General features: G+C 72.8%; 12 protein-coding genes. 6 read left to right on the forward strand and 6 right to left on the reverse strand.

Annotation, left to right across the window (positions count from 1 at the left end; all coding sequences use genetic code 11):
* Positions 1 to 522, forward strand: a complete 522-nt coding sequence (locus ACIBG4_RS05295; protein ID WP_355450001.1) for a helix-turn-helix domain-containing protein — start codon at positions 1 to 3, stop codon at positions 520 to 522.
* Between the two features lie 33 nt (positions 523 to 555).
* Positions 556 to 1,176, forward strand: a complete 621-nt coding sequence (locus tag ACIBG4_RS05300) for a pyridoxamine 5'-phosphate oxidase family protein (protein WP_397200783.1) — start codon at positions 556 to 558, stop codon at positions 1,174 to 1,176.
* A gap of 24 nt (positions 1,177 to 1,200) precedes the next feature.
* Here ACIBG4_RS05300 and ACIBG4_RS05305 read toward each other — a convergent pair whose 3' ends face one another.
* The 3 genes from ACIBG4_RS05305 to ACIBG4_RS05315 all read right to left on the reverse strand — a co-directional run bounded on the left by ACIBG4_RS05305 (position 1,201) and on the right by ACIBG4_RS05315 (position 2,212).
* Positions 1,201 to 1,371, reverse strand: coding sequence for a hypothetical protein (locus ACIBG4_RS05305; protein WP_397200784.1), 171 nt, complete (start codon positions 1,369 to 1,371; stop codon positions 1,201 to 1,203).
* 128 nt (positions 1,372 to 1,499) lie between these two features.
* The gene (locus ACIBG4_RS05310; RefSeq protein WP_397200785.1) at positions 1,500 to 1,670 is read right to left on the reverse strand and encodes a hypothetical protein; all 171 of its coding nucleotides are present in this window, start codon (positions 1,668 to 1,670) and stop codon (positions 1,500 to 1,502) included.
* 44 nt (positions 1,671 to 1,714) lie between these two features.
* A complete protein-coding gene (locus ACIBG4_RS05315; protein ID WP_397200786.1) occupies positions 1,715 to 2,212 on the reverse strand; it encodes an RICIN domain-containing protein in 498 nt (165 codons plus the stop codon).
* A 143-nt stretch (positions 2,213 to 2,355) separates the two neighbouring features.
* On the opposite strand from ACIBG4_RS05315, the gene ACIBG4_RS05320 reads away from it, so the two are divergent.
* Positions 2,356 to 5,868: a protein kinase gene (locus tag ACIBG4_RS05320; protein ID WP_397200787.1), complete on the forward strand. Its 3,513-nt coding sequence runs from the start codon at positions 2,356 to 2,358 to the stop codon at positions 5,866 to 5,868.
* Here the strand turns inward: ACIBG4_RS05320 and ACIBG4_RS05325 are convergent.
* On the reverse strand, positions 5,865 to 6,338 hold the full coding sequence (locus ACIBG4_RS05325; RefSeq protein WP_397200788.1) for a hypothetical protein: 474 nt from the start codon (positions 6,336 to 6,338) through the stop codon (positions 5,865 to 5,867). The two genes, ACIBG4_RS05320 and ACIBG4_RS05325, sit on opposite strands and share 4 nt — an antisense overlap.
* A gap of 43 nt (positions 6,339 to 6,381) precedes the next feature.
* Here ACIBG4_RS05325 and ACIBG4_RS05330 point away from each other — a divergent pair, with 43 nt between their 5' ends.
* From ACIBG4_RS05330 to sthA, 3 genes are all read left to right on the forward strand, one after another.
* Complete coding sequence (locus ACIBG4_RS05330) at positions 6,382 to 7,506, forward strand: MFS transporter (protein WP_397200789.1); 1,125 nt, start codon at positions 6,382 to 6,384, stop codon at positions 7,504 to 7,506.
* 94 nt (positions 7,507 to 7,600) lie between these two features.
* A complete protein-coding gene (locus tag ACIBG4_RS05335) occupies positions 7,601 to 7,852 on the forward strand; it encodes a hypothetical protein (protein WP_310711568.1) in 252 nt (83 codons plus the stop codon).
* Positions 7,853 to 7,894: 42 nt separating this feature from the next.
* Complete coding sequence (gene sthA / locus ACIBG4_RS05340; protein WP_397200790.1) at positions 7,895 to 9,298, forward strand: Si-specific NAD(P)(+) transhydrogenase; 1,404 nt, start codon at positions 7,895 to 7,897, stop codon at positions 9,296 to 9,298.
* Between the two features lie 21 nt (positions 9,299 to 9,319).
* On the opposite strand, the gene ACIBG4_RS05345 is transcribed toward sthA, so the two are convergent.
* Both ACIBG4_RS05345 and ACIBG4_RS05350 read right to left on the reverse strand, forming a co-directional pair.
* Positions 9,320 to 10,120, reverse strand: coding sequence for a DoxX family protein (locus tag ACIBG4_RS05345; protein ID WP_397200791.1), 801 nt, complete (start codon positions 10,118 to 10,120; stop codon positions 9,320 to 9,322).
* A gap of 35 nt (positions 10,121 to 10,155) precedes the next feature.
* The gene (locus ACIBG4_RS05350; RefSeq protein ID WP_310711565.1) at positions 10,156 to 11,685 is read right to left on the reverse strand and encodes an MFS transporter; all 1,530 of its coding nucleotides are present in this window, start codon (positions 11,683 to 11,685) and stop codon (positions 10,156 to 10,158) included.
* Positions 11,686 to 11,696: the final 11 nt, after the last annotated feature.

Consider the following 11,696-nt stretch of genomic DNA (forward strand, 5'->3'; position numbering starts at 1 on the left):
ATGGCGCTCGGCAAGAACTACGACGGCCAGGACTGCTCCCTGGCCAGGGTCCTGGAGCTGGTCGGCGAGCGGTGGACCATGCTCGTCGTCCGCGACGCGCTCTACGGCGTGCGCCGCTACGGCGACTTCCTCGCCCACCTCGACATCCCGCGGGCCGTGCTGTCACAGCGGCTGACCGCCCTGGTCGACGCCGGTGTGCTCGAACGGCGGCGCTACCAGGACACGCCGCCCCGCGACGAGTACGTGCTGACCCCGATGGGCCGCGAGCTCTGGCAGCCCGTGCTGGCCCTCGGACAGTGGGGCGAGCGTCACCTCACCCGCAACGGCGCCCGCCGGCTGTTCATCCACGTGGACTGCGGCGCCCGCATCGACGCCTTCTCCTCCTGCACCGGCTGCGGGGCGCCGCACCTCCCGCCCGAGCAGGTCGAGGTACGTCCCGGGCCCGGGCTGGAGGACGGTCGCGGCGATCCGGTCAGCGTGGCGCTGCGCGCACCCCACCGACTGCTGGAGCCGCTCCCGTGACAGGATTTGCCCGGACCCCCGAAGGGAGATCGCATGAGCTGGGTCGAGATCGACTCCGAGTCCGAGCTACGGGAGCTGCTGGGCGACGTGATGCCCCGTGCCGCCACCAAGGAGCGGGCGCGCCTGCACGAGCGTGACCGGCAGTGGCTGGCCGCCTCGCCGTTCTGCCTGATCGCCACCTCCGGCGCCGACGGGAGCTGCGACGTCTCACCCAAGGGTGATCCGGCCGGATTCGTCCGCGTCCTCGACGACACCACCATCGCCATCCCGGACCGGCCGGGCAACCGCCGCGCCGACGGCTTCCGCAACATCCTGGCCAATCCCAACGTCGGGCTGATCTTCATGATCCCCGGCCGCAACGAGACCCTGCGGATCAACGGCCGGGCCCGGCTCGTCCGCGAGGCGCCGTTCCTCGACGAGATGGTCGTCAAGAACCACCGGCCGCAGCTGGCCCTCGTGGTCGAGATCGACCAGATCTTCTTCCACTGCGCCAAGGCGTTCCTGCGCTCGTCGCTGTGGAAGCCCGACGCCTGGAAGCCCGACGCGCTGCCCTCGCACGCCCGCCTGATCAAGGAGGTGCAGGTGGTCGAGGAGTCGGTCGAGCAGCTGGAGCAGTACTACGGCGAGTCCTACGCCAAGAGGCTCTACGGCTGAGCCGCGCTCCCGGCCGGGCCCCGGCTAGGCGGCCGGGGCCGGGCCGCCGGGGAAGCGGATCACGTTGCGGCCGGCGTAGGCGCGCAGGTCCACGACCTTCGGATCAGGCGGCGCCGGCCTGCGCCGGTCCACCGTGCGGATGTCGCGCACCTTGTGCCTGATGACGTGCGGCGGCACGACCGCTAGCCTCTTCACCCCGAGCCCCCCGTGATGTTCCTGTTATCTAATTTAACTACAGAAACACCCGTAAGCACGGTGTAAGAAACGGTTCGGCGGGGAAATCCTTCGCCGAACCGGACGCGGTCCCGATCCTCGAACCTCGATCAGTAGGGGAGCCGGCGGCCCGAGGGGGAGCGCAGGTCCAGGTCCGCGTTGGGATCCGGACGTGGTCTCGTCGGCCTGACGATCGTGACGCGTCTCATGGTGTGCCCCTCCCGGCGCCCGGCCGTACGAGCGCCGCGCCAGCGCGGCTGGCGGGCGCGGGGACCCGCCATGCCGGACAACCTAACGCGGGGTCACCTGCGCTTTCAATGCATTTCTACCGGTGAAGCCACACCTGGTCGGTCTGCCCGCCGCACGGCCACTGGATGACGACCTTGCCCTTGCGCCGCTCCGCCTTGCCCACGGCCAGGCACATGCCCGTGGCCCGGTTGCGCAGGCGCTGCATGCCGTCGTAGGTCCACTTCTGCTCCGCGCCGCCATCGGTGCACGGCCACTGGACCACGCCCTCGGCCTTCCGCGGCGAGGCGTGCGGGATCGCCAGGCACATGCCGGTCTTGGCGTTCGTGAGCCGGCCGTGGCGGTAGATCCACTTCTGGTCCTTGCTGTCCGAGCACGGCCACTGGATGACCTTCTTGCCCGCCCGGACCTCGCTGCGGCCGACCGCCAGGCACATCCCGGTGGCGGCGTTCGTGAGCCGGGATGCGTCCGCCGTCGCGACGGAGCCGGCCGTCGCGGCGGCGGGCACGGCCGCGAGGGACAGAGCGGTGGCCGCCGCCGCGGTGAAGGCGAGGACGCGCCGAGGGAAAGTGATCACGATCGGTTCCTTTCGCGATGTTCGGGAGGAACATGTCGATCGTGAGATGCATCCCGGCCCGGTTTGGTTGGGATCTTCCCTCAGGCGCGGTTCGCCGCCCGGAATGTGACAACCCCGGGGCACGACCCGGCATCCAACCCCTTGTGGAAACGCTCAGCGCGGGGGATCCGCAGCATGTCGGCCCGTACTGGCTGGCCGGACGGCTCGGCGCCGGCGGCCAGGGAGTCGTCTACGAGGCGTACGACGCCGGGGGACTGCGGGTCGCTCTCAAGGTGCTCCACCCGGGGGGAGACGGCGGGGGGAACGGCACGGCCGGCCGGCTGGCCAAGGAGGCGACCGCCGCGCGCCGGGTGGCCTCGTTCTGCACCGCCAGGGTGCTGGCCGCCGACCTCGACGGCAGCCGGCCGTACATCGTGTCGGAGTACGTCCCCGGCCCGAGCCTGCGGCAGGCGGTGAACGGCGGGCGGCTGTTCGCGGGCGACGACCTGCACCGTCTGGCCACGGCGGTCGCCACCGCGCTCACCGCGATCCACGACGCGGGCGTCATCCACCGCGACCTCAAGCCCGACAACGTGCTCCTCGGGCCGGACGGCCCCCGCGTCATCGACTTCGGCATCGCCCGGACCCTCGACATGTCCCTGACCAGGACGGGCGAGGTGGCGGGCACGCCCAGCTACCTCGCGCCCGAGGTGTTCACCGGGCAGCGGGCCGGCGCGTCCGCCGACGTGTTCGCCTGGGGCGCGACCATGGTGTTCGCGGCCACCGGGCAGGACCCGTTCCACGCCGACAACCTCGGCGGCGTCATGCACCGCGTGCTGTCCCACCACCCGGACCTGACCGCCCTGCCGCCGGGGCTCCGCCCCCTCGTCGCCGCGGCCCTGCGCAAGGAGCCCGCCGCCCGGCCGGCGGCCCGCGACCTGCTGCTCGCGCTGGTCAGCGGCGACGCCGCCGACACCGGCGGGCTGCTGGCGGAGGGCAGCCGCGCCGCCCGCGGCGTGGCCGGCTCCGATCGCGACGACCCCGCCCTCGGCACGATCGCCGAGGACGCCTACGGCTCGCTCGGGCCGGAGGAGCGGGATGTGGCGGCCGAGGTGTTCCTGCGGCTGGTCGCCGTGGGGGACGACGGCCGGGAGAGCGGCCGGACGGCCTCGCACGACGAGCTGTTCGAGGGACGCCCGGAGCCGGAGGCCGAGGCGGTGCACCGGGTGCTGCGCGCCTTCTCGTACGTCGTCTCCTCGGACGGCACGTCCGTGGAGCTGTCCCGGCCGGCGCTGCTGCGCGCCTGGCCCCGGCTGCGCATGTGGGTGGACGCCGACCGCGACGGCCTGGCCGTCCTCGGCGAGATCACCCGGGCGGCCCGGCACTGGGCCGAGCACGGCCGGCGCGACGCCGACCTGCTCCAGGGCAGCCGCCTGGAGCGGGCGCTGCGGTGGGCCGCCACCAGCCGCCGGCACGTGACACTGACCCCGCGCGAGCGCGACTACCTCCAGGCCGGCACCGACCTGACCCGGCGGCGCACCAGGCGACGGCGGCTGACCACGATCGCACTGGCCGGGATGCTGGCGGTCGCGCTGGTCGCGGCCGGCGTGGCGGTGTGGCAGGGACAGCAGACGGCCCGCCAGCGCGACATCGCCACCGCCAAGCAGGCGGCGGCCGAGGCGGACCGGATGCGGGTCACCGACCCGGGCACCGCGATGCGGCTGAGCGTCGCGGCGTGGCGGCTCTCGCCGCAGCCCGAGACCCGTTCCAGCCTGGTCGCCTCCCTCCAGCAGCAGGAGACCGCGGTGTTCCGCGACCCGCCCGTTCAGGGCGTGGCCTACCGGGCGCTCAGCCGTGACGGCCGCACACTGGTGAGCGTCAGCAAGCAGGGGGTGAACGTCTACGACATCCGGACGGGCCGGCGCACCGGCGGCTGGAAGGGGCTGGACCTCAAGGGCGAGATCGTCTTCGGGCCGGTGCTCAGCCCGAGCGGCCGCCTGCTGGCGCAGTCGACGCCGGAGGAGCTCGGCGTCTGGGACCTCACCACGGGCAGACGCGTCTACAGGGAGAAGCTCGGAGGGGCGAGTGGCGGCGGCTACTTCCCGCGGTTCGGCGAGCACGAGACGACCATGTTCGTCTCCTACTTCGAGGGTGTGTCGCATCTGGTGGACCTGAAGACCGGCAGGCGGTTCGGCAAGCCGGTCGTCAGAGGCGACATGGAGGTCATGCCCGACGACCTGCTGGTGGATCCGACGGGCCGGCGCATGCTGGTCACGGACGGGCGGCTCGACGCGCTGTCGCTGCCCGGCTGGACGTGGGAGCGGCCCTACCCGGCCTGCCGCAAGGAGTCGGCCGTGGCCGCCTTCAGCCCGGACGGCAGGACCCTGGCCTGCGGACGTGACGGGATCACGCTGGTGGACGCGGCCTCGGGACGGCTGCGCGCCAGGGACGACCAGTGGTCCTGCGAGCTCTGCCGCAATCTGTGGGCCCAGATGCGCCTGGACGACCGGTACGTCGTCGTCTTCGCCCGACGGGACGTGCAGGTGTGGCGGATCGCCGATCACAAGGAGGTGCTCAACTACCGTGCCGAGGGCGACCTGACCGATGTCCGCCTCGACCCCGACGGCAGGACGCTGCGTTACCTCATGGACGATGTCGTCGTGAGCGTGGACCTGGCCTCCCGGGTGACGTCCACGCGGGTGGGCAAGGAGGACCCGGAGATCCGGTTCAGCCCCACGGGGCGATGGGCCACGGTCACCGACTATGAGGCGACGCGCCTCCGGCTCGTGGACCTCCGGACGTATCGAACCGTCGCGACGTTCGCCAAGCACTCCGAGGCGCAGTCCCTGGCGCCGGGCTTCGACGAACCGCGCGACCGCCTGGTGCTGGCGGAGTCGGACGGCAAGGTCAGGCTCATCGACCTGAGGACGTCGCGGCAGGTGTGGGCCGTCCGGACGCCGAAGCTCAACAACCCCGATCAGGTGCAGTTCACCGCCGACGGCAAGGAGATCGTCATGTCGATGGACCCGCAGGCGCAGGTGGGGGACTTCCGCGTGCTGGTCTACGACGCGGCCACCGGACGCACCCTGCACGACTTCGCCGCGGCAGAGCGCGGCGGCCCGCTGACCAAGGACGGCAGGGCGCTCGTCACCGGCAGCGGCAGATTGCTCGACCTGACGACGGGCAAGCCGTCCGGCAGCGGGTTCGCCCTGTCCGCGACGGGCTACCGCCCCGCGCTGAGCAGCAGAGCCGTCATCGCGATCAGCCAGGACGACACCGGCCGCATCGCCCTGTGGGACGCCGCCGCTCCCCAGGGGGCCACGCCGATCCGCCCCACACTGCCCCGCGCGGCCGGCTCGGTCGACCTGCTGGCCTTCTCACCCGACGGCGGCATCCTGGCCACCCTGACGATGAGCGGGAGGATCCAGCTCTGGGATCTCAACACCAAACGGCGGCTCGGCGCCTCCTACGACCTCCCCACCACCAACGAGCCCCAGGCGCTCACGTTCAGCGGCGACGGCCGCACCCTGTACGCCGCCGTCGACGGGCACATCCACGAGGTGCCGGTGGACCCTGAGCAGGTGGCGGCGGCCGTGTGCCGGCGCGCCGGTGCCACCCTGTCCGAGCGGGACTGGGCCCGCTACCTGCCGGACGTCCCGTACCGGAAGGTCTGCTAGCCCTTGCAGTTGCCCCAGGAGGTGCGGCCGCCCCACGCCTCGACGCGGTTGTCGGGGGTACGGGTCCAGCCCTGGTACTTCACGCACTTCCAGCTGCCGTCCACGTGCCCGGTCTCGGCGTAGAACCGGTACTTCTGCACGTCCTCCGACCGGCCGCCGCCCCGCACCTCCAGGCTGGCGCCGGTCACCGTGCGGGTGCCGGTGTAGCGGGTCTTGATCGCGGCCACGCAGTTCTCGCCGCTGCTCCTGCTGTACATGAGGTAGACGTGCCCGAGCACCCGGCCGTCGCGCGTCCTCATCGCCCGGTGGCCGTCCTTGACCTGGTGGAATCCGGACCCGCACACGCGCTCGGGCGTGTAGGCCGCCGACGCGGCAGAGGCGGGGGCGGGGACGGCGGCGATCCCGGCGGCGACGAGGCCGGCCGCGACGATCGTACGCTTGAGCACGAGGTTCCCTTCGTCGAACAACATCGTCGATCTTTACCATGGCTTGACTGCGGCGCGAGGGGGATTCGTGAAATATCGGGGTTTGCCGCTCATCCTGGTCTGTGCGGCGTGGGGCATGTTCTGGGGCGCCTGGTCGGCCCTGCTGCCCGCCCTGAAGGACCAGCTCGGAGCCTCGGCCGTGGACCTCGGCCTGGCGCTGACGGCGGTGCCGGTCGGGGCGATCCCGGCGATGGCCATGACCGGGCGGCTGGCCCGCGGACGCGAGCGTGACACACTCCTCCTCGCCTGCGCCGCCTTCGGGCTGAGCGCCGCCGCGATCGGCTGGACGTCGTCGCCGGTGACGTTCGGCGCGGCCCTGCTCGTGCTGGGGGCGGCCAGCGGCGCGCTCGACGTCGCACTCAACCTGACCACGGGACGGGTGGAGCGGGAGAGCGGGCGGCGGCTGTTCCAGCCGGTCCACGCGGCCTTCCCCGTCGCGGTCATCGTGGCCGCCCCCGCCACCGGCCTGGCCCGCCAGCTCGGCCTCGGCACCACAGCGGTGCTGGCCGTGCTGGGTGCCCTCGTGCTCGCCGCCTCGGCCGCGCTGCTCCGGCTGCCCCTCGGCCGCGGCGCCGTCCCCGGGGACGGCCCCGGTGAGCGGCGGCACTGGGGCGCGGCGGCCCTGCTGGGCGGGCTGGCGGCGTGCGCCCTGATCATCGAGAACGCGGTGGAGCAGTGGTCGGTGCTCCTGCTCGAGGAGCACCGTGCCGCCTCGGCCCTGGTGGCCAGCGCCGCGCCGGCGGTGTACATGGGGGCGCTCACGGCCGGCCGCCTGGTCGCGCAGGCGCTGCCCGGACTGCGGCTGCGCCCCCTCTACCTGGTGGCCGGCCTGGGCGGGGGCGCGGGGATCGCCCTCGCCGGCTGGGGCGGCGGCGCGGGCGCGGATGCCTGGGCGGTGCCGATCTCACTGGCCGGGTTCGCTCTGGCCGGGCTCGCCCTGGGGCCGCTGGTGCCGGCCGTCCTCAGCCGGGCCGCGGCCGGCGACCCGAGCGGCGCGCTCGTGTCCGGTGTCTCCGTCGTGTCGTACACCGCGTTCGTGATCAGCCCGCCGCTCGTGGCGGCGCTGGCGGCCGGGCTCGGCCTGCCGGCCGCCCTCTCGGCCCTCGGCCTGCTCGCGCTTCCCCTGCTCGCCCGCGCCCTCCTGCCCCGTTGAGACCCCCGCGAATTATGGCCGGCTCTTGGGGCAACAGTGGCGGCCGACCGGGTATGTCCCTCCGGCGTACCGGTGACAGCGCGAGGGGGACACCATGGCCGTCTGCGAGACGTGCGGGAACGACTACGACATGTCCTTCGAGGTCCACGCCCAGGGGGCCGTGCACACCTTCGACTCCTTCCAGTGCGCGATCCAGGCCATGGCGCCGATCTGCGAGCACTGCGGCACCCGCGTCATCGGGCACGGCGTCCAGTCGGGCAAGAACTGGTACTGCTGCGCCCACTGCGCCCGCCAGGAGGGCAGCGCCGGCCTCGTGGACCGGGTGATGGCCGGCATGTCCGGCTGAACGCTCATGGCGGGAACCGCCCACTAGAGGGACACTGGCAGTGTGGCCGACTTCGATGTTGCCGTCATAGGTTCCGGACCCGGCGGGCAGAAAGCGGCCATCGCCGCCGCCAAGCTCGAGAAGCGGGTCGTCATCGTCGAGCGCCGGAACATGATGGGCGGCGTCTGCATCAACACCGGCACGATCCCGTCCAAGACCCTGCGCGAGGCCGTGCTCTACCTCACGGGCCTCAACCAGCGGGAGATGTACGGCCAGAGCTACCGGGTCAAGGACGACATCACCGTGGGCGACCTGGGCATCCGCACCCAGCACGTCATCGGCCGGGAGATCGACGTGATCCGCAGCCAGCTCGCGCGCAACCATGTCGCCGTGGTGCCCGGGACGGCCAGGTTCGTGGACCCGCACACGCTGGACGTGATCGACGAGTCGAACCGTGACGTCAAGATCACCGCCGACAAGATCATCATCGCGACGGGAACGCGACCGGCCCGCCCCGCGTCGGTCGAGTTCGACGAAGAGACGATCATCGACTCCGACGGCATCCTCAACCTCCAGGCCGTCCCCGACTCGCTCGTCGTCGTCGGGGCGGGCGTCATCGGCATCGAGTACGCCTCCATGTTCGCCGCCCTGGGCACCAAGGTCACGGTCGTGGAGCGGCGGGAGCGGATGCTCGACTTCTGCGACCTGGAGATCGTCGAGGCGCTGAAGTACCACCTGCGCGACCTGGCGGTGACGTTCCGGTTCGGCGAGACGGTGGCCGCCGTCGAGCGCCGGGCCAGGGGAGCGCTGGCGCTGCTGGAGAGCGGCAAGAAGATCCCGGCCGAGACCGTCATGTACTCCGCGGGCCGCCAGGGCATGACCGACGGCCTCGGCCTGGAGCTGGCCGGCCTGTCGGCCGACGACCGGGGTCGCATCCCGGTGGACGAGCACTACCGCACCACCGTCCCGCACATCTACGCGGTGGGCGACGTCATCGGATTCCCCTCGCTGGCCGCCACCTCGATGGAGCAGGGCCGCATCGCCGCCCACCACGCCTGCGCCGAGCCCCTGCACGGCATCCACCACCTCCAGCCGATCGGCATCTACACGATCCCGGAGATCTCCTTCATCGGCCGCACCGAGGACGAGCTGACCGCCTCGCAGGTGCCGTTCGAGGTGGGCATCTCCCGCTACCGGGAGCTGGCCCGCGGGCAGATCATCGGCGACACGTACGGCATGCTGAAGCTGCTGGTGTCGCCGGAGGACCGGTCACTGCTGGGCGTCCACGTGTTCGGCACGGGCGCCACCGAGCTGCTGCACATCGGCCAGGCGGTGATGGGCTGCGGCGGCACGATCGACTACCTGGTGGACGCGGTCTTCAACTACCCGACGCTGGCGGAGTCGTACAAGGTGGCGGCCCTGGACGCCATGAACAAGCTCCGCCGGGTCGCCCGCTTCGAACTCTGACCAGGGTGGTCCGCCGGGCGCCTACTCGTCGGGCTGGGTGCGGCGGGTCCGCCCCGGGGGCTTCTTGCGGCCCGCGACCAGGGTGTCGCCCGGCGCCGGTGACGAGGCCGGCTCGTCGGTGGGCGCCGCCGTCTCGGCCTGCGGGCGGCGCGGGCGGGGGTGGGGCGCCGTGTCTCCCTGCCCGGCCTGCTCCGTGTCCGTACGGGCCCGCGTACGAGCCGCCGTGCCCGGCCCGGTGCCGGTCTCCGAGCCCAAGCCCGTGCCCTTGCCCGTGCCCGATTCCGTGCCCGTTCCGGTGGAGGATGCCTTCGGCGCGGGGGCGGCGCCTCCGGAGGCCGGGTCGGAAGGGCGGGCCGTGTCGGGGTCGCGCAGGGAGGCGATGACCTGGTCCGCCTCCGTGTCGGCCGCGAACTCGCTGGCCGCGGCCGACTCCCGGCGCCGGATCACCACCATGTGGTCCACCGACACCCTCCCCGCGCCCACGACCGCCAGCAGCAGCGCGGCCACGCCGAGCAGGACGAGCTCGTTCACGGTGATGGGGTTGAGCGGCGGCGCGACCAGGAACACGGCCAGCGCCTCGGCGAACAGCACCAGCCCCGTCAGCGCCACCAGCAGCCCGGCGATCAGCAGCGCCCCGCCGATCAGCTCGGCGAGCATGGTGACCGTGGCCCAGGCCCGCGGCGCGGGCGCGCCCTGCTGGGCGAACAGCAGCCCGGTGTTCTTCAGGCCGTCCTCCAGCTTGTGCCAGCCGTTGGCGAAGAAGATGCCGCCGACGCCTAAGCGGGCGACCAGGGCGGCGACGTCATGGAAGGCCTGTCTCACGGTAGATCTCTGCCCGGAGGGGGACATCGCACACCTCAATCACGGCGCAGCAGCGTGGCCACGGCGAGGGCGGTCAGGCTGAGCAGGACGATGCTCACCACGACCGTGGTGTGCAGGGCGTTGACGAAGGCCCACCGTGCGGCGGTGAGCAGCGCGTCGCCGGCGCTGCCGCCGACCTCCTGGGCCACGTGGGCGGCGCCGGCCAGGGACTGCCGGGCCTGGTCCATGGCCGCGCCGGGCACGCCGGGCACGGGCGGGAGGCTGGGCGCGTACGCCATGGTGGTGATCGTGCCCAGGACGGCCACGCCGAGTCCGGCGCCCAGCTCGTAGGCGGTCTCCTCGATGGCGGCGGCCCCGCCCGCCCGCGACTCCGGGACCGACGACATGATCGTGTCGGAGGCGGCCAGCAGCGCCACCTGGACGCCGAACCCGATGCCGACGAAGCAGACCCCGAGCATGACGGGATGACTTTCGACGCCCCAGGTCAGCGTGGGGGTGAGGGAGAGCGCGACGAGCCCGAGGCCGCCGCTCATGGTGGCCCGCATGCCGGCGCGCGGCAGGATGTGGGCCGCGGCGAGCCCGCCGGCGATGGCCGACAGCACCAGCGGCAGCATCCGGATCGCCGCCTGTGGCGGCCGGTCGCCGAGGACGAGCTGGAGGTACTGGGCCAGCATGAGCTGGAGCCCCACGAGCGCGAACACGCCCAGCAGCACCCCGGCCACGCCGGTGGTGAACGCCCGGCTCCGGAACAGGCCGATCTCCAGCAGCGGCGCCGCCAGCCGCGACTGCCGCCTGACGAACCACACCAGCAGCGCCGCCCCTGCCAGGAACACGGCGACGGACGCCCCGAACGGCATGAGGCTGCCCGATCCCGCCTCCTTCAGGCCGAAGGCGAGCGCCAGGATGCCCAGCACCGACAGCACGGCGCTCAGCCCGTCCCAGGGCCTGCCGTCGTCGCGGCGCGAGTCGGGCAGCAGCCTGGCGGCGGCGGGCAGCAGCACCAGCAGGATCGGCACGTTGATGAGGAAGACGGCGCCCCACCAGACGCTGACGAGCAGGCCGCCGATCAGCGGGCCGACGGCCGCGCCCGCCGCGGCGACCGCGCTCCAGATGCCGAGGGCGATGGCCCGCTCGCGGCGGTCGGTGAAGACCTGGCGGATCAGCGACAGCGTGGCCGGCATGATCATGGCGCCGCCGACGCCGAGCAGCGCCCGGGCGAGGATGAGGAAGAGGGGAGTGGGGGAGAAGGCCGCGGCGGCCGAGGCCACCCCGAACAGCACGAACCCACCCAGGACCAGCCGTTTACGGCCGTAGCGGTCGCCGAGCGTGCCGAACATGATCAGCAGCGGCGCGACCACCAGCGAGTAGACGTCGATGATCCACAGAAGCTGGACGGCCGACGGCTCCAGCGCCGCGGTCAGCGCCGGGACGGCGATGTGCAGGACCGTGGCGTCGACGGTGATCAGGAGCAGGCTCAGGCAGAGCAGCAGGAGGATCGACCAGCGGTTGTCGGGGTGTCGCCGGGCCCCACGCCGTACGAGGGGGGCGGCCTGTGTGACGGTCATGGACCTCCTTG

It is taken from the genome of Nonomuraea sp. NPDC050383 (genome assembly GCF_044459125.1).
Lineage (GTDB): Bacteria > Actinomycetota > Actinomycetes > Streptosporangiales > Streptosporangiaceae > Nonomuraea.

Excerpts from the sequence above, each read along its gene's own strand:
- ACIBG4_RS05295 (WP_355450001.1), top strand. The coding sequence starts at position 1 with ATGGCGCTCGGCAAGAACTACGACGGCCAGGACTGCTCCCTGGCCAGG.
- ACIBG4_RS05300 (WP_397200783.1), top strand. The coding sequence starts at position 556 with ATGAGCTGGGTCGAGATCGACTCCGAGTCCGAGCTACGGGAGCTGCTG.
- ACIBG4_RS05310 (WP_397200785.1), bottom strand. The coding sequence starts at position 1,670 with ATGGCGGGTCCCCGCGCCCGCCAGCCGCGCTGGCGCGGCGCTCGTACG.
- ACIBG4_RS05325 (WP_397200788.1), bottom strand. The coding sequence starts at position 6,338 with ATGTTGTTCGACGAAGGGAACCTCGTGCTCAAGCGTACGATCGTCGCG.
- ACIBG4_RS05335 (WP_310711568.1), top strand. The coding sequence starts at position 7,601 with ATGGCCGTCTGCGAGACGTGCGGGAACGACTACGACATGTCCTTCGAG.
- ACIBG4_RS05350 (WP_310711565.1), bottom strand. The coding sequence starts at position 11,685 with ATGACCGTCACACAGGCCGCCCCCCTCGTACGGCGTGGGGCCCGGCGA.